Source organism: Lysobacter korlensis (assembly GCF_042434515.1).
Genome location: NZ_JBHLTG010000004.1, coordinates 386,391 through 404,176 on the forward strand (window position 1 = coordinate 386,391; position 17,786 = coordinate 404,176).

13 protein-coding genes are annotated in these 17,786 nt (G+C 66.7%); 7 read left to right on the forward strand and 6 right to left on the reverse strand.

The window, feature by feature from the left end:
* Positions 1–1,436: 1,436 nt before the first annotated feature.
* Complete coding sequence (locus ACFFGH_RS18270; protein WP_386670877.1) at positions 1,437–2,312, reverse strand: AraC family transcriptional regulator; 876 nt, start codon at positions 2,310–2,312, stop codon at positions 1,437–1,439.
* Positions 2,313–2,390: 78 nt separating this feature from the next.
* On the opposite strand from ACFFGH_RS18270, the gene ACFFGH_RS18275 reads away from it, so the two are divergent.
* Positions 2,391–3,557: an alpha/beta hydrolase gene (locus tag ACFFGH_RS18275; RefSeq protein ID WP_386670879.1), complete on the forward strand. Its 1,167-nt coding sequence runs from the start codon at positions 2,391–2,393 to the stop codon at positions 3,555–3,557.
* Between the two features lie 209 nt (positions 3,558–3,766).
* Here the strand turns inward: ACFFGH_RS18275 and ACFFGH_RS18280 are convergent, their stop codons facing one another.
* Positions 3,767–4,411, reverse strand: coding sequence for a thioredoxin family protein (locus ACFFGH_RS18280; RefSeq protein ID WP_386670881.1), 645 nt, complete (start codon positions 4,409–4,411; stop codon positions 3,767–3,769).
* A 26-nt stretch (positions 4,412–4,437) separates the two neighbouring features.
* The gene (locus ACFFGH_RS18285; protein ID WP_386670883.1) at positions 4,438–6,546 is read right to left on the reverse strand and encodes a protein-disulfide reductase DsbD family protein; all 2,109 of its coding nucleotides are present in this window, start codon (positions 6,544–6,546) and stop codon (positions 4,438–4,440) included.
* Positions 6,547–7,332: 786 nt separating this feature from the next.
* On the opposite strand from ACFFGH_RS18285, the gene ACFFGH_RS18290 reads away from it, so the two are divergent.
* Together ACFFGH_RS18290 and ACFFGH_RS18295 are read left to right on the forward strand one after the other, a co-directional pair.
* Positions 7,333–8,667, forward strand: a complete 1,335-nt coding sequence (locus ACFFGH_RS18290) for a hypothetical protein (RefSeq protein ID WP_386670885.1) — start codon at positions 7,333–7,335, stop codon at positions 8,665–8,667.
* 342 nt (positions 8,668–9,009) lie between these two features.
* Positions 9,010–9,966 (forward strand): hypothetical protein, encoded by a 957-nt coding sequence (locus tag ACFFGH_RS18295; protein ID WP_386670887.1) that lies wholly within the window; start codon positions 9,010–9,012, stop codon positions 9,964–9,966.
* A 233-nt stretch (positions 9,967–10,199) separates the two neighbouring features.
* Here the strand turns inward: ACFFGH_RS18295 and ACFFGH_RS18300 are convergent, their stop codons facing one another.
* On the reverse strand, positions 10,200–11,003 hold the full coding sequence (locus tag ACFFGH_RS18300; protein ID WP_386670889.1) for an MBL fold metallo-hydrolase: 804 nt from the start codon (positions 11,001–11,003) through the stop codon (positions 10,200–10,202).
* Between the two features lie 1,116 nt (positions 11,004–12,119).
* Here ACFFGH_RS18300 and ACFFGH_RS18305 point away from each other — a divergent pair.
* The 4 genes from ACFFGH_RS18305 (at position 12,120) to selD (ending at position 14,436) form a co-directional block, all read left to right on the forward strand.
* Complete coding sequence (locus ACFFGH_RS18305) at positions 12,120–12,410, forward strand: hypothetical protein (protein WP_386670891.1); 291 nt, start codon at positions 12,120–12,122, stop codon at positions 12,408–12,410.
* Complete coding sequence (locus tag ACFFGH_RS18310) at positions 12,394–12,933, forward strand: glycine/sarcosine/betaine reductase selenoprotein B family protein (protein ID WP_386670893.1); 540 nt, start codon at positions 12,394–12,396, stop codon at positions 12,931–12,933. Before ACFFGH_RS18305 ends, ACFFGH_RS18310 begins: the two co-directional genes overlap by 17 nt.
* 87 nt (positions 12,934–13,020) lie before the next feature.
* Positions 13,021–13,248: a hypothetical protein gene (locus ACFFGH_RS18315; protein ID WP_386670895.1), complete on the forward strand. Its 228-nt coding sequence runs from the start codon at positions 13,021–13,023 to the stop codon at positions 13,246–13,248.
* A gap of 117 nt (positions 13,249–13,365) precedes the next feature.
* The gene (gene selD, locus ACFFGH_RS18320; protein ID WP_386670897.1) at positions 13,366–14,436 is read left to right on the forward strand and encodes a selenide, water dikinase SelD; all 1,071 of its coding nucleotides are present in this window, start codon (positions 13,366–13,368) and stop codon (positions 14,434–14,436) included.
* Between the two features lie 27 nt (positions 14,437–14,463).
* Here the strand turns inward: selD and selB are convergent, their stop codons facing one another.
* Entirely contained in the window at positions 14,464–16,374 is a 1,911-nt protein-coding gene (selB, locus tag ACFFGH_RS18325; RefSeq protein ID WP_386670899.1) for a selenocysteine-specific translation elongation factor, read from the reverse strand.
* Positions 16,361–17,764 (reverse strand): L-seryl-tRNA(Sec) selenium transferase, encoded by a 1,404-nt coding sequence (selA, locus tag ACFFGH_RS18330; RefSeq protein ID WP_386670901.1) that lies wholly within the window; start codon positions 17,762–17,764, stop codon positions 16,361–16,363. Before selA ends, selB begins: the two co-directional genes overlap by 14 nt.
* Between the last annotated feature and the right edge of the window lie 22 nt (positions 17,765–17,786).

Below are 17,786 nucleotides of genomic sequence, written 5' to 3' on the forward strand. Positions count from 1 at the left end.
CCATGTCTCTAACCGCGGGTGCGCTGTGGTCCTTGTCGATCCTCAAGAGAGTGCCCAGTCACCTGCAGACGCCGGAGCCGGCGACAATCGAGGTCATCTGGCTAGCACCCGCTCTGCCAAAGCGTCTGGTGCCGGATTCGGAGCAACGCGCACCGGAACAAGTTCGCAAGTCGCGGGAGAGTCGGCCTGGTCGGCAGGTGCGACGCGAAGAGGCCCGTGGCAGAGCTGCCTCTGAAATAACTGCTCAATCAGAGGGGTCTGGACCACCGACACACCCGGGCAATTCGCCTTTAAACCTTTCTGTACCGGGGGAAACCGTCTCCTTTGAGCGCGTACCGCTGGGAAGCCAACCGAACCCAATCACGTTGGAGCCGGATCGCATCAGGCTCTCGTTTACGGACCGGTCAATTGGAGGCACGCTGCAGCGAATGGCCAAAGCACAAATCTGCGTCGAGCTCGGCCAAGCACTACGCTCGGCTGGGTCAAACGTTGCTGTGATCATTCAGAACATGCAAGAGAATGGGTGCATGAAATGAAGTCGGTGCGGGCCCAGCCGAACACGTCGTCCAAGCCGACGCCGCTTCGCGTCGCGGCTTAACTCAGGTGTTAGGCCTCTAATGAGATACCTGAGCCTGCTGATTTAGGCGCACACAGCGCGGGTGGAGGTCTCGTGCCGCACTCGGGCAGCGCGAGGCACAAGACTTCATCCAAGAAATGGCTGGCGCTGCGCCGGGCGCGGCCGCACTGCTGCTGGGCGGTCGGGCCGGCCAGGTACGAATATGCCTTCGCGTTCGAGCACGTCGGCGCCACCTCCTTGTCTCCGGTGAAACTCGACCAGCTTTCCTGGCTAGGCGCGTAGGATCGCCAGCACCCGTACGGGCGTAGAGAAGCGCAGGGCCACCCGGTCGCGGCGAGGGTAAGCGCAGTTCTTGAAACATGGTCTGCCCGTTCTTGCGTGCGCCGATGCCGCTGCGTCACGGTTCCAGTTGTGGCTGACCAGCCTGACGGCGTCGACCAGGCGAGGTCCGCTTCCGACCCGAAGCGGACCTTGGTACGCGGTATTCGAGCGGCGCCCTCGCCGCATCGAGCGGACGTAGCGTCGGACAGTCCGCCCCCGTGTTTGGAGCCCGGCCTAGCTGGTGCGGGTGGGACTAGGTGGCCAACCCGGCGTCTGAGCGCCGGGACGGCTTCTGACCCGAGGCGGCCCAGTAGCCCCGTTCTGCCTACCAAATGCATTCAACGGTGACGGCGATCGACCCGAACGCGCCACTCATCCTCGGGGCGCGTCGCTTGTGCCTTCAGCCAACGCCTGCCGCACGCAGCAACGTGCGCGGACCATACGTCACGAGGCATCCCCATGGTCTTGCCGATACGCTTCGCCAGGTGCCGTCCATCGCCATCGGCGCGTAATGTGCGCGGCCCCTTCAGCTGCGTGCTCAACCACCACGGTGGTATCCGTGGATCAAGCGGTAGAACCAGAACGCTTCATCGGTTTCCATCGTCCTGCGGAGCCGGGCAGGCGAGTAGCCGCTGATGCGACGGACCTCGCGGCCCAGGTGCGACTGGTCGGAAAAGCCGGTCTCGTGGGCGATCGTGCTCCAGGCAACCGGACCCTCGGGGTGCAGCTGGGCGACGGCTCTGAACGCATGTTCAGCGCGCACGTACAGCTGGAGGTCGCGTCGGCTCTGCCCGGTCGTCGCGCGGACGCGACGCTGGAGTCGGCGCAACCCCGCCAGGTTTGGGCTGGTCGCAGCGCGCAGACCCAGTCCGGCGAGCCATGACGTGAATGATGGGCGGATCGCACCGCTCGCTTCGGCGGTGTCGGCCCACGACCGCAGGGCGGTTTCCAGTCGGGCGAACGGGGCGCCGGTTCCGGTGGGCACCTTGCGGCAGGTATCGAGCAGGGCGCTGCCAGAGGGCAGCACGTCAGCCAGCGGGACGACGCGGTTGCGGAACCGGCCGAGGTCCATGCCCGCATAGCGGGCCAGGAATTCAGGGTACACGCTCACCGTGAGGGCGTGCACCGCGCCGGGAGACCAGCTGGCCACTGGGATGTCATGCGGCCCGGCGAACGCAAGGTCGGGAATCGGAGGGCCCAAGTCCGGTGCGCGATCGTCGGCCGGACTGTCGAGCATGCGCAGCTCGCCGTGCAGGACCCAGCTGATCGTGGGAAACGGCGCTGCCGGGTAGTGGTTGAACCGCTGTCGCGCATCGAGCGTCACGCCGCGCGTGTCGCGCTCGACGGCCATGAAGATGCAATGGCGCAGCGCCGGCGAAGGCAGGTGCAGGGTCGCGTGTTCGTGCCGGTCCATCGTCTGTCGTTTCGGTTCTATACCCGCCGGTGTTGCGTCCCGAGACTGCGCGCATCGGCCCTGATCACCCTACGCACCATGTCGACACTCATCTTCCAGGGAAGCCCACGTCACGTCGCGTCCGGGCTGGCCATCTTAGCGAGCAGTACGTTCGACGTGCTCGTGCGCCGCCTGCGCGGCCGGCCGCTATGCAAGGCGTGGCCCGTCGAGTTCGAAATCGGCACCCTCTTCTACCGGCGCCAGTTTGAGCGGGCGCTGGCGTACGCCGACATTCGCGAAGGACGCGCGTATTTCGACGCCGTTACGCTCGCGATCCGCGGGCGCTGGCCCGTGCGGGTCGAAGCGGTCGCGCGCGACGCCGCTGCGCCGGGCGGGCACTGGTTCCGGCCGCACGCGAAATGTGCGCCGGGTGGGCCGGTCGTGCTCTACCTGCACGGCGGGGGCTATGCCTTCTACGCGGACGTGTCGCACCGGTTTGTCGCGATGCTGGCGTTCCGGCTGGGCCTGCCGGTCTTCGCCCTGGACTATCGACTCACGCCCGAGCACCCGCACCCGGCGCAACTCGAGGACGCGCTGGCTGCCTACCGCCGGCTCCTCGCGGAGGGCGTCGCCCCCGAGCGGATCGTCGTCGCCGGTGATTCGGCAGGCGGGCACCTCGCGCTGATGCTCATCGTCGCGCTGCGTGATGCCGAACTGCCGCAGCCGTCGCTGGTGGTGGCGCTGAGCCCGTGGACGGACACCGGTCGGCGTGGCGCAAGCCAGTTCGGCCACGACGTCTTCGACATGGTGCAGGGCCGGCAGACGGTCCTGTACTCCTCATGGCTGAAAGGCGACACGGATGCCACTGATCGCGAGCTTTCGCCCATCTATCGCGACTTCCGGGGTCTTGCACCGGTCTACCTGCAGGCAGGGGGCAAGGAGATCCTGGTGGACATGGTGCGCGACTTCGCGGCCGAGCTCCGGCGGCAGGGGGCGAGCGTGCACCTCGACGTCTGGCCGCACATGACCCACGAGTTCCATGCCTATGGCGACCGCCTGCCCGACAGCGACCAGGCGCTCGCTCGGATCAGCGCGGCGATCGCGTGGGCGCATTCCCGGGAGTCGATGCCGTTTTCGGCAATCATGCAGAGCGAGGTCGCAGCGTTCCACCCACGACCGGCAGCGGTCGGGTCCTGCAGCGCGATGGCCTTGACGCGGGACAATGGTCGCGCACCACCCCAGGCCTGTCTTCAGCAGAACGCATAAACATCACCCGGATTGACCCCGGCGCGAGGCATAAAGACTGCGCCGTCGGTTCTCGAGCACGTCGTTCTAACTCAGGTGGTAGCTCACCGGCTGATGCCCGCTGCTGGCCGGAAGCGGACGTCCGATGCGGGCGCGGCGGGTGCTGTGGCCTTGCGCAGCGGCTGTGGGCGTTCCGGGGCGGTACCACCGCCCCGGAGCCAGGTGGAACGTCAGTTCGCGTACTTCACCGAGCACCCGTACGGGCGCGTCACGCTGACGCTCACCGGCTTGCCCGCGGCCAGTTCGGCCAGTGCCTGCGGTACGTACTGCGTCGCCTTCGCGATGTCGGCGGTGTCGGGGCTCGGAATGCTGTCGATGCCGCCGGCGTAACGCAGCACGCCCTTCGGGTCGATCACGTACATGTGCGGCGTGGTCTTGGCGCCGTATGCGCGGCCGGTGTCGCCGGTCGGGTCGAGCAGGTAGGCGGTCTGCACGGCACGGGCGTCCTTGCGAACCTTCTCGGCGGCGGCGCCGTCGACGTTGCCCTGCTTGCCGGGCGCGGACGAGTTGATGCTCAACCAGACGACGCCGTCGGCGGTCGCGTCGCGCTGCTGCTTCTGCATGTTGCCGGAGCCGTAGTGCTTCTTGACGAACGGGCACTCGTGGTTGGTCCATTCCAGCACGACGGTCTTGCCGGCGTAGTCGGCCAGCGCGTGCTTCTTGCCGGTCGAATCGACGAGCTGGAACGCGGGGGCCGGCTGGCCGACCTTCGCGGCGGCTTCGGTGGCCGCGGCCGCGGAGGCATCGGGGGCGGCGCAGGCGGTCACGCCGGCGGCGGCGAAGGTCAGTGCAACGGCGAGCAGTGAGGCTTTCATCGGTCGGTCTCCTGGGGTCGGCAAGGTCACATCGAGCGGATCGCGTCGGCGACGGCGTCCGCGGTCAGCAGCTGCGGCAGCACACGGGGCGCGCCGCCGTCAGGGGGGTAGAGCACGTACAGCGGCACGCCACTGCGGCCGTAGCGCTGCAGGTAGCGCGTGATCGCCTCGTCCTGGCGCGTCCAGTCGCCCTTGAGGTAGACGACCTCGCGCGCGGCGAGCGCCTCGCGCACGCTGTCGCTGGTCAGCGCGACGCGTTCGTTCGCGAGGCAGGTGATGCACCAGGCCGCGGTCATGTTGACGAGCACCGGCTGGCCCGACGCACGCAGCTCGGCAAGGCGCTGCTCGCTCCACGGCTCGAAGCCGGCCGCGTCCGCGGCGGGTGCGGCGGCTGTGGCCGGCGCGGTCACCGACAGCGGCAGGCCGAGCGCGAGCACGAGCGCCGCCGCGGACGCGATCGCGGTCGTCGTGCGCAGCTTCGGCGAGCGCATCACGGGCCGGCGCCCGAGCAGCCACAGCGCGAACGCGAGTGCGGTCAGCGCGGCGAGCAGCCAGGCCATGCCGAGCGGCGAGGTCTGCTCGCCGTACACCCACAGCAGCCAGACCACGGTCAGGTACAGCGGGAACGCGAGCAACTGGCGGAAGCCTTCGAGCCACGGGCCGGGTCGCGGCAGTGCGCGCGCGAGCGCCGGCACGAAGCCGAGCAGCAGCATCGGCGCGGCAAGGCCGAGGCCGAGCGCGGTGAACACCGCAAGCGCGGCGGCTGCCGGCTGCGCGAGCGCCCAGCCCAGCGCGGTGCCCATGAACGGTGCGGTGCACGGGCTTGCGACCACGACCGCGAGCGCACCGGTGAAGAATGACGCGCGTGCACCGCCGCCTTCGGTCAGCTTCTGGCCCGCGCCCATGAAGCGGCCGCCGAACTCCCACACGCCCGAGAACGACAGCGCCATCGCGAACAGCAGCAGCGCGACCGCCGCGACGAAGCGCGGCTCCTGCAGCTGGAAGCCCCAGCCGAGTTGTTGCCCGCCCGCGCGCAGCGCAATCAGCACGCCGGCCAGCAGCCCGAACGTGGCCACGATTCCGAGCGTGTACCAGAGGCCGTGCCGGCGCAGCTCGGCGCGGTCATCGGCCGAGCCCAGCGCGCCCATCGCCTTGATCGACAGCACCGGGAACACGCAAGGCATCAGGTTGAGGATCACGCCGCCGAGGAGGGCGAGCAGCAGCGCGGGCAGCAGGCTGAGCGGTTCGACGGCGTTGTCCGCCACCGTGGTCGGGGAGGACGGTGGCGGGGCGCCCGCCTCCGCGCCCGTTGCAGCCGCCGCGTTGCCGGCCGCGAAACGCCGGGCTCTGCCATCGCCGTCGACCGCAACCAGCGCGACCTCCTCCGGCAGCGCGGTGAAGTACTCGCTCTTCGGCCAGCGCGCCCGCCAGCCATCGGCCGTGCGCTGCCACTGCGGCTGCGCGCCGTTCGCGACGACCTCCGCGGTCTCGGGAAACCACTGCCATTGCGCCGGCATTGCAGCCGCGTCGAGGCCGGCCAGCGTCAGCGCGATCGCGTCGGTGTCCTCTGCGACATCGAGCGTCCCCGTGCCCGGGCGCGGCTGATCGGCGCGCGCGGCCGCGAAGTCGTTCGCCCAGCGCGCATCGGCCCCCGCGCTCGGCGCGACCGGCAGCTCGAGCGCGTACTCGGCCTTGCCCGGAATGCACTCGACCTCGCAGATCAGCCAGTTCGCGGCCGCGCGCACGGGCAGCGTGCTGCCCGCGTAGTCGGCCGGGACCGTGATCGACACCGGCAGCAGCCGGCGATCGCCATAGCCGAAGTTGACGATGTCCGACAGCACGAAACGCTGTGGATGCGGCCACGCGATCGGCGCGGCGGTCACGCCGTCCGGCAGCGTGAGCGCGATCTCGGTCGGCAGGCCCGAATCGCCCGGGTTGCGCCAGTAGGTATGCCAGTGCGGGTCGTGCTCGAGCAGCAGGCCGAGCGTCAGCGTCCGGCCGGGCTCCGCCGCGGTCGATTCGGCGACCAGGCGCGACTGCAGGTGGTCGGTGCGCACCGCCGGCGATGCTGCGATTACGGTTGCCGGCGCCAGCAGCGCGGTGAGCAGAGGCAGCAGGGTGGGCAAGCGAATCATCTGGGCGTCGGTCCAGTGCGTGTTGCAGGCGAGCGGCGTCGTGCGCGAACGCGGCTGGAGACGGCCGTCGGGCGGTGCTGTCGCACCCACGCTAATCGCGCCGGGCCCGTTCGCCACCTGCCAGAGGTCAGGGGGCGGGCGTTCAACGGACCGGCGGTCAAGGCCGCGCGGCGGTGGCGCCGGCAACGCGGTCGAGTAGGGCCGACAGCGCGCATGCGCGGTCATCGCTCAGCCTTCCGGTTGCCATGCGTAGCTGAGTTTCAGGAGCTTGAGGTATCCGAGCGCGTCGACCTCGACATGGAAATTGTCCGCGAACGATGACGAGGTCGATGACCGTCGTGCTGCGGATCGTGCCCGTTGAAGAAGCGCCTACGGGTCGTGACGAGGAAAGGCGCGGGTTTGAGCGCGATGCGGCGGTGCAGTGACAACCTTTCGTCTTGGCCGAGGAAGCTGCGGGAGCGGCAGGCCGAGTTCCGCTCCAAGTGCGTCGGCGCCTATGCAGTGCTTCGAGCCCGCGCGAATCCGTAGGGTTGGCTCATGCGTCCGCGTCAACTGCTAGGTTGTCCGACCGCGACCCCATTTGACCTGGTTGGCTGTGGCCAAGTCGGCCGCTGCGTCGCCACACCCGCGTGTCGGGTGAGCTAGCTGAGGATCGTGGTGAGGCCGGAATTTTTCTCTGTCCGCTCGACGGCCTCATGGCCTTGCTGGCCGCGTGCACTGTTATGGCGCTCCATCGATGCGGTACCGCCATTCGCTGCGGGAGGCGGGAGCCGTCGAGGCCTTTCCATGCGCTTCCTGAATCCTGCTGCTAGCGTACTTGCGGCGCCCATCGTCGCTTTGAGCCTGTTTGCCGCGCCAGCGGTGCAGGCACACCCGGTTGAAGGCTCGATCCACACGGTGTCCCGCCACGGAGATCCGCTGCTGTGGGGCAGCGTCAATGCAATAAACGGCGAGGTCTACATGGCCGGCGGACCCACCCGGGCACCAGACTGCGACAACGGCGTCCTGAAGGACGGCAGCTACTACTATCAGGTCACCGACCGCCGCACCGGCCGGCTGATCACGGCCCAGCCAATCACCTCGCGGCGCTTCGAGGTCCAGGGCGGGCTGATCCGTAATCCCCGATGGTCCGACGGAGACGAAACTGACTGCGGTAGCCACACCATCGCGATGCCGACGAGATCGCCCTACACCCCCAAGAATCCGAACATGCTGATCGCGGTTACACGAGTCAGCGACTACGAACGGATCTGCGGCCGCGGCGTCGACTGCGGCGCCCGCGGGTTCGAGTCCAAGCGCACGTTCTGGCGCCGCTACCAGATGCGCACCGACAACGTCGGCATTGCCGAGATCACGGCGTTCCGCTTCTACGACGCAAACGCGAACGCTCGGTACGACAAAGACGAAGTCGACATGCCCGAGTGGATTGCGCTGCTGACCGCCGACCATATGGACAGGTACGAGCAATTCGACGAGTTCGGACTGATCCAGGTGAAGGTGCTCCCCGGCAGATACGCCATGGGCATCGTGGACGGCCGGCACGGTTACCCCTGGCACGAGACCGCCACGCTGACGAAGGGTCACGACGGCTCCCCGGGGTACGTTCGATTCGAGCTCAAGCCCAACGAGAAGCGCACGATCGCTTACGGCGCCTACTGCGTCGTGCCGACGGGGCAAGACCCGTGGTACTGGCGAGAGGGCGAGGGCGCAACATTGGTCGACGCCCAGGATCTGGCCGCACTGCGATCGCTCAATCTGCGCAATACCGACGGCAGCCACTTCGATCCCTGGTCCCTCAACGACTATTCCGTCTGGGTGAGCATTGACCGCGGGTCACTGAGCAAAGAGCTTTCAGTCGCCATCGGCTCAATGACACTGAGTATCCGGAACGGCTTCTCGAACCCCATGAGCCCCATCATGCCGATCCGAAGCTCGCTCGGAGACTTGCTTTCGGCCGCCAATACATCGCTGGCGGCGGACGGAGATGCACGCCCAGGCGACGCCGAGTACGCCACGCAGAGCCGCCTCCAGCCGGCGATTGCCAACCTTCCTGACAGCAACTTCGAAGGCACCACGGGGGTGCTGCCTGCAACGCCCTGCGCCCCCGACATTCCATTTTAGGTCGTCGTGAGAGAGGGAAGGCGACCCACATGGGTCGCCTCCGGCTCGCGCGGAACAGTACCTGAGCTCATCGCCGTCGAGCGATTCGTGGCCCCGGTGAAGCTGGGTAACCCTTGCGGCGTCCCCTCCTGGCAGACAGCCGACATGATCGCTTATAGAGGAGCGGTCAACGTAGGCCGCTACACCCAATTTATCTCATCGGTGCGCGTAATCCGGGCAGGGGTATGCATTGCCAATAGCTCATGCGTGCAAATTTGGAACTGTCCCGGATGCGTCCAATTCGACAGAGCTGCCTCAACAGAGAGTAGCGTTGTCCATACGCCCTTCCGCAGAGATGCAGCCGTGTCCAAGCTCGCCATTAGTCTGTCCACACTGCTGGTTTTGCCCGGTGCCTCAGTTGCTCATCCAAAGGATGGCGCTGACCCGAAGATGCACTTCAGTCTTTATGACCAAGGCACCGGCCGGTTCCACATGTTCGAAAATGAGACCGGTAAGTACCAGGTTGGAGGATCTGAAAATGGCATCGGGATGACTCTCAACGACCAGTGGTCCAACTGGTGGCGCGTAGGTATGCGGCCACCGCCGGGTCAGAAGCTCGCGCCGGGCTTCTATCCCGAAGCAGGATGCCGCTACGGGCGCATCGCGTATCTGACGCTGACCAATAACAACCCGCCGTGCATGTACCACAGCCCAGGGCAGTTTGGATCATTCACGATACGCCAGATCGAGTTTAATCCTGCGGGCTCCCTCACAGCCTTGGAGGCGGTGTTCAAGGTGTCCGGCGGATCGCACGAGGCGCCGGGCACCGTCGGCATGATCCGCTACAACGCGTACCCGTTGTACTTCAAGCAGAAAGCAGCCAAAGAATCTCGCTGGGGGAAGGTGGACGAGACGTTCCATGGCGACTCCACAATTTTCACGCTTACAGGCGACCGCCGGAGCATCCGGTTTGAAGCCGCGGTCCCACGGGATATCTGGGCCTTTTCGCTCACGGCACCCAAGGGCAAGGTGTTTAAGGTCGGCCGCTACAAAACAGCGGAGCAACCCACTGCGTCCAAGGCGGGCATGGACATCCTCTGGTTCGTTGACGCACAGCGCGACCAGCCTTGGACGCGCTGTGATCTGGAAGCGTCCGGCCACAAGGCGAAGGCAGGACCGGGAGTACTCAATATCAGGGCGGTCCGTTACGACTCCGCCGGGAAAGTCTCAGGGATGCTTGCCGACTACGAGTTCCACTGCGTGGATGTAAACGGGCGAACCGAGTTGCCAATAACGGGCAAGTTCCGCATCAACATCTAGCTTGTCTAGTCCGCCACGCGGACGCATCCCCACATAGAAGGACATCCGGCTGCGGATCCACAGTAGCCATCGCGCGCGCGGGACCTTTTGCGTAGCCGTTCCGGTGTGGGCTGAACACTCTGCTTTTGCTGACCAGGCAATGTCCGCTACCGAGCCGACGCGGACGTGGTCTCTAGGGCGTTCGTGAGGGAAACCGCGCAGCTAATCGGTCGCCCCGCCGGATCGTTCTACGTCTACAGGCTCTCGTAGATCGACGTCACCAGCTGGTCGGGCTTGATGAAGGCCTTGCCGAGCGCCTCGTCTGTCTCGGCGGTTGGCTTTGCGGCGATCACCTGTTGCAGCGTCTTGCCCTCGCGCTTCATCCCGGCGATCGCGTCGCGGTAGCGCCGAAGCATGTCGCCATAGGCAGCCAGCTCGGCGCGATTACTGACGGGCCCGTGGCCTGGGACGACCAGTGTCTTGTCGTCACTCATCGCAAGCCCCGCGCGTACGGCAGCGAGAAAACCATCGATGCTGCCACCGGACTCGAGGTCGATGAACGGGTACAAGCCGTTGAAGTAGATGTCGCCCATGTGCAGCACGTTGGCCTTCTCGAACTTCACCAGTGCGTCGCCGTCGGTATGCGCCTTGGCGACGTGACGCGCGTGCACGTGGTCACCGTTGAGGTGCAGGGTGACGCCGTCCGCGAACGTGACGACCGGCAGCGCGCCGGAAGGTGCGGCTTCGCGCGCTTCGCCGCGGAAGGTGCCGGCGGTGCCCATGCGCGTGCGCACGTTGTGGTGCGCCATGATCACGGCGCCCGCCTTGCCCATCGCCTCGTTGCCTCCGGTGTGGTCGCCGTGCCAGTGGGTATTGATGACGAAGCGCAGCGGCTTGTCGCCCAAGCCCTTAAGCGCGGCCTGGATTTTTTCCGACATCGGCGCGTACTGGTCATCAATGATGAAGGCCCCATCATCGCCCACGCTAGCAACGATGTTGCCGCCCGCCCCGGTCAGCATGTGGGTGGCGCCGCGCAACGGGGCGACCTTGATCTGCACCTTCGAGAAATCCTGTGCGGCGACAGGCGCGGTGATCAGGGCAACGGACAGGGCGATGCAGGACGTGAGACGCATGGGGCACTCCGTTGTCGGTTAGGCAGATGCACTGTACTGCAGCCTGTCCCGGCCTCGGCGGTCGTGCGCTGCAGCGTCGCCGTAAGAGCGCTCGGCCAAGTCCGCTCCTGGCCGATAGCGGGCCTGGTCAGCAACAGCAAAGCGGTCAGCTCGGACCGGTACCAGCGACCAACCCGATCGGTATGCGCATCTGACTCAACGAGACCACTTGGACGTATGCGCTTGGGAACACCAAAACCAACGCCGGTGGTGTGCGTCGCGAGACGCCCTTGCGAGGGGACGTTGTCGTGACGCTTCAAGCCTGGCTCGACGTGGCGAAACTCACCGAAGGCCTTCTCTTCCGCCGCCTGTACCGCGGCGGCGCCACCGGTGCGGACCTTTCGCAAGATCAGGTTGCGCGCATCGTGCAGCGACGGGCACAACCGGCTGGCTTGGCCGGTGATTAAGCTGCACCCAGCCTACGGTCCGGCTTGGTGACCTAGGCCGGTCGCCAAGGCGTGCCGCTCGGCGAGCTGATGGCGATGACGGAGCATCGCAACGTGGGCGCCGTGATGGGTACTCCAAGGCTGGAGCTCTGCTTAGCAGCGGAGCTACCGATCTTCTGTCCGTGGCTCGAAAGGCGGTTCCCGCAGACCCGGATTTGAACAGCCATGGCGAGGAACAGAGGAAACCTACGCAAGCTAGGGATTGAAAATCCCCGTGTCGGCGGTCCGATTCCGTCGCCGGCCACCATGTTGGAAAAGCGAGAAAACGTAGGCCCCCGCGACGCTCTCAGGCTTGCGGGTGTCTTGTTTCCGGAGTCGGCGCCTCGCGTCACTTGGACACGTTCCCCGGCCGTTCTTCGGTGATTTGCGGGAACATCCCGCAATGCGTTGTACCCATCCTTAGACGGGGACTTCTCCTTAACGTCGAACGGACTACATTGACGAGGTTCGCCGTTAAGTCCCGATTGGAACGGCGCCAGAATGGCTTGTCACCGGCCGCAGGGCCACCAGACGCCCGGCCGCACGGGCGAACCCCGCATCCAAGACGAGGCGGACGATGTCGCTGCAATATCTCAAAGAAGCCGCCGCCGAAGGTGATCGCGACAAGCTGATTCGTTACGTGCGGCTCCACCTCGGAGACGGCAACGAGGAGGCGGGGCGGAAGGAGATCGACAAGGCGTGGTCGGAAGCGCTGCTGCCGCTTCTTGACGTTCCACCGACCGACCGCGAGTTTATCCTCGGTACGGTGCGCACAAAGGATGCGGCGACTCTCGCGCACCTCTTCTTCCACCTGCACTTCTACTTCGTACAGCGTTCAGGAGAATGGATCCATGACGGAAACCTCTAGCGGTCCGAGCGGTGGAAATGCCGCGCCGCAGGGCGGGCGCACGGCGGCGGAGATGCGGCCGGGGCTCTGGGAGACGGTCAACGATCGGTATCCGGGCTCCATGGTCGACAAGCAGGACTTCGTTCCGCTCGCGCCGCTGCCGAAGCCGCTCTCCGAGTGCCGCGTCGCCTTCATCAGCACGTCCGGCACCCAGCCGAAGGGATCGATGCCGTTCGATACGGTCCACCCTGTGGGGGACTACAGTTTCCGGCGCGTGCCGTCGTCTACGAGAGCGGAGGATCTGGAGATCCACCAGCTCAAGTATCCGACGGTGGGCGCGAACCGGGACATCAACGTGATCTTCCCGATCGACCGACTGCGGGAGCTGGCGGAAGAGGGCATCGTCGGCGGGCTGACGGAGAACTTCTACACCTTCATCGGCTACAACATGGACCCCGAGCGTCTGGAGCGATCGCTCGCGGAGGACATCGCGGCTGCGGTGGTGGCGGAGGGTGCGGATATCGCGCTCGCGGCCCCTGCCTGACCCATCTGCCATCAGAGCATCGCGCTGGTCCAGCGCGCTTTAGAAAAACGGGGTGTACCGACCGTCTCCCCCACGGTCTCGTTGGATGTGACGCAGAAGGCGAAGCCGCCGCGGGCGGTCTTCGTGCCTTTCATGATGGGCCACCACTTCGGGGTCCCGTTCCACCGCGAGCTGCAGCGGCGGATGGTCCTGGAGTGCCTGGATCACCTGGTGCACGCGCAGGAGAGCGGTGAGATCCGCTACCCGGAGATCACCTGGGCCCAGGCCCGGAAGCAAGGGATCGAGATCGAGCGCAAGCTCGGGCTGCGGAAGTAGGTTCGGGCGGAGCCGCATTGCAGGGGGCCGGGTGATCTGCCCGGCCCCCTGCGCTGGTACCCATCCAGCGCATCCCTCGCCACGGCACTACCGAACCCTGTCCCCAGGAGAGAATCCATGCAGGCCCCGCCCACCGAAGCCGAGCAGCCGGCGCGCCCCATCCGTCTAACCGAGTACTCGCATGGAGCAGGGTGCGGGTGCAAGATCGCGCCCGCGGTGCTGAATCGGATCCTGGAAGGGATCCCGCAGACCACACCCGATCCGCGCCTACTGGTCGGCAACGGAGCGCGCGACGACGCCGCCGTCTACGCGCTGGACGAGGAGCGGGTGGTGATCAGCACCACCGATTTCTTCATGCCGATCGTGGACGATCCCGCCGATTTCGGAGCCATCGCATCGGTCAACGCGATCAGCGACATCTACGCGATGGGGGGCAGACCGATCATGGCCATCGCCATCCTGGGCTGGCCGATCGACAAGCTCGACGCGTCCGTGGCGGGGCAGGTGCTGCGAGGCGCGAGCGAGGCATGCGCGCGGGCCGGTATCGCCCTGGCGGGGGGCCACAGCATCGACGCTCCCGAGCCGATCTTCGGCCTCGCCGTCACCGGCACGGCCAGTCGAAACGAAATCCGCGCCAACACGCAGGCGAGAGCCGGGTGCGATCTTTACCTCACCAAGCCGCTCGGGATCGGCATCCTGACGACCGCGCAGAAGCGCGGGGTGGTCCGCGCAGAGGATTTCGCGGAGGCTCGCGGGCTGATGCTCACCTTGAACGATCTGGGCCCTGAGCTGGCCCGTCTGGACGCCGTAGCCACCATGACGGACGTGACCGGCTTCGGGCTGTTGGGCCACCTTATCGAGCTGTGTGAAGGCAGCGGCCTCTGTGCGGAGATTCGCTACGAGGCCGTCCCCCGGCTGAGCTCGCTTCCCCGATATCTGGATCTGGGGACCCTGCCCGGAGGCACCACCCGGAATTTCCGCAGCTATGGACACAAGGTCGGACCCCTCACGGATGAGCAGCAGGCCATCCTGTGCGACCCGCAGACGAGCGGAGGTCTGCTGGTGGCGGTGGAACCGGGAGGAAGGGAGGAATTCCAGCGGGTGGTCCGCGCCCGTGGGCTCGATCTGGAGCCGATAGGAGCACTGAGGCCAGGCGGAGAGCAGGAGCATCTCGTCCGCGTCGTGTGAACTGGGCGGAGCTCGCTGCGATGGACCTCAGCGGAGGTAGTGCCGGTCGCCTGAGCGCCGCAGTACGTCCTTCTCGTTCAGGTACTCCAGAAAAGGGATGCTGTATTTGCGGGATAGTCCGAGCGCCCGGCCGAATTCGGCGGCGCTCACACCATCGAGCCCTTGGAGTGCCGGAGCACTCCGCAGGTGCGCCTCGGCAATCGGGTGCAGCGCGAAATCCGGGCTGACCAGAACGATCTGTCCCGCGGCGCGGAGCTTGGCCAGAACTCGCTCGACGATTTCCGGCTCGGATGCGTGCTGCCGGTGCAGGTCCTGAATTCGCGCGGGTTGCAGCCCCTCGGCCTTGAGCCGCCCCACGATTCGGCGGGCGATGCGACGCTCCTCAGCGCTGAACGCGACCTCGCCTGGATACAGCACCATCCCCGTCCGCTCCAGCCGGGTGTCGGCGCGTAACAAAGCGGCGGCATCGTTCTCCTGCTCGTAGAGTCGCTGCAGCCACGCGTGCAGGTCCGGGAGCCGCAGGCCCAGCTCGCGCCCGAGCTTCGCGAATGGCAGAAATTTCTCGTTTCGCGGCTGGCGGGCGACGTAATCGCGCAGCCGCGTGAGCAGCGCCTGTCCCTCAGCGCGGCGCCAGACCAGCGAGCCGGCTTCTTCCCTCGCCCCCTCCGGGCCCACGGCCAGCTCCGGGCTCTCCAGCGCCTGCCTGATCAGCTCCGACTCGCGGACCATCCACCTGCGTGCAAGCGCCGTCGTGCGGTACACCCCCCGGTCGCCACCGGCGAGGTATGTCGCGAGCCACGGCTCGCCACGTTCGCGCAGCGCGTGCGCCGAGCGTTCGGCGGGTGTGACGCGGCGAGGACGATCGGGCGAGAGGTCCAGAACCTCGCCTCCCCCTACCGTCACCCGTGGGTTAGTGCCACGAAGGATGAAGCGCTGCCGGGGGAAGAAAGCCATTTCCCTGGGCAGTTCCACCTGCGCCCACAGCGCGTCCCCTTCGTCGACCAGTCCCCAGACGCGGCACTCTGTTTCCGTAGCGCCCGCGTGAAAAAGCATTCGCAAGCCGTGCTTCCATTCCAACGTCGTGCCGTGGACGAGCTCCACGCGGACATTGAAAAATCGACCCGTGTAAGGGTAGTTTCGCGAAACCAGCGTATCGCCCCTTCGCACCGCGTCGGCCTCGAGCCCGGCGAGGTTGACGCCCACCCGGTGGCCGGGCCCGATCTCCCGCACCGGAGCGTGGTGGTTGTTCAGCGAACGGATCCGCCAGGCACCCGGGACCGATGAGATGGATACGTGGTCGCCCTCGGCGAGCCGCCCGCGCATCAGCGTCCCGGTGACCACCGTCCCGATCCCCCTGAGGCTGAAAGCGCGGTCGATGGGCAGATAGGGGAGCGCATCATCGTCCGGGTCCTCGCGCTCGCGACAGAGCGCGAAGATGGAGCGCTGCAACTCCGCGATTCCCCGCCCGCTGAGCGAGTCCACCACATGGAGCGGCTCGACACGGGCCCGCACGCTGTGCAGCAAAGCACCGATCTCCTCGCACGCCGTCGCGATCTGCTCTTCGCTCGCCAGGTCCGCCTTGGTGAGCACCGGCACCAGGCAGCGGACCCCGAGCAGATCCAGGATGTGGAGATGCTCCCGCGACTGCGGCATCACGCTCTCCCGGGCGTCCACCACCCAGAGCGCGAGCTCGAATCCTGTCGCTCCGGCGACCATGTTCCGGACCAGTCGTTCGTGGCCGGGCACGTCCACGACGCCGAGCTTGTAGCCGTTCGGGTGCTCGAGGTACGCATACCCGAGATCGATCGTCATCTCGCGGGCATGCTCCTCCGGTAGGTGCGATGGGTGGATCCCCGTCAGCGCGTGCACCAGGGTGGACTTGCCGTGGTCGATGTGCCCGGCCGTACCGATCAGTCGCACGCCTTCACTCCAGCGCATCCCCGGTCCCGCCGAGCTCGTCCAGCGCCCGCTGGAGCTCTGGCAGGTCCTCGGGAAAGCACGTGCGCAGATCGAGGTAAAAGCAGCCCTGCTGGACGTAGCCGACGATCGGAACGGGGCGCGTCGCGAAGCGGCGCTTCAGCGCCTCGGCCGAAAGCTCGCGATGCCGCAGCTCGAGCCCGAGGCTCTCGAAGACGGCCTCCGGGTTGGAGCCGCCCCCCAATCTTCCCTGGAGGGGGGTGCTGCGCACGCTCAACCATCGGGTTCCGGATTTCGGCAGTCGCAGCTGGGCGATCCGCGCTTCCAACTCGTCCAAACTCGCGTGGAAGAGGCGCCAGAGCGGCAAACTGCCCGCATCGCCGGCCAGGTACAGCTTCAGTGTGCGGTCCAGCAGCGCCAGGCGGACCTTGTCGAGACGGAGCACCCGGTAGAGCGGGTTCCGGCGCATCGCCTCGATGTGCTCAGCCGTGCCGAGGAGAATGCCCGCCTGGATGCTGCCGAACAGCTTGTCGGCGCTGCAGCAGACGATGTCCACGCCCCTGTCCAGGCTGTCCAGCACCCTCGGCTCGTCCTGCAGGAGAGCCGCGTACTGGTTCGCAATCAGCCCCGACCCGTTGTCCTCGATGACCGGGACGCCCAGGCGCCTGCCCAGCGCGACCATCTCGTCGATGGACACCCGCTCCACGAACCCGCGCTGCACGAAGTTGGACTGGTGGACCTTGAGCAGCACCGAGCTACCGGGTACGACGTGCTCCTCGAAGTCGCGCAGGTTCGTCTTATTGGTCGTGCCCACCTCGCGCAGCCGGCACCCGCTGGCCTCCATGATCGCCGGGACCCGGAAGCTGCCGCCGATCTCGACCAGCTCCGACCGGCTAACCAGGACCTGCTTGTTCGATGCCAGCGTGTTCAGCGCCAGCATCAGCGCAGCGGCGCAGTTGTTCACCACCAGGGCCGCCTCGGCTCCCGTCAACAGCTGCAGCTGGCGCTGCAGCCGGAGATCCCGGTTTCCTCGCTCCTGTGACTCGGGGTCCCACTCCAGATCAGTGTAGCCACCGAGATCGGACTCATTTAGTGCCTCGACCAGCGCCCCGAGCGGGGCGCGCCCGAGATTCGTATGGATCAGAACGCCCGTGCCATTGACCACCCGGCGCGGGGATGGCGTCTGGAGAGCCTCCGCTTCCCGTATGCACTGGTCGAGAATCGAAGAAAAGAGTGGGCCGGGCTCGTGCCTCTCTTCGGGATCTTCGAGCAGCGCCTGCCGATGAGAATCGACGGCGCGGCGCACCAGGCGGGTTCGGAAGGGATCGGCGAGATCGCCGCACGCCGCCCGGAATGCGGGGTCGCGGAGGATCTCGTGAACCGACGGGAGTGCGGCCAGGGGATGCTCCATGCGCTAGCAGAGCTCTCCCTGT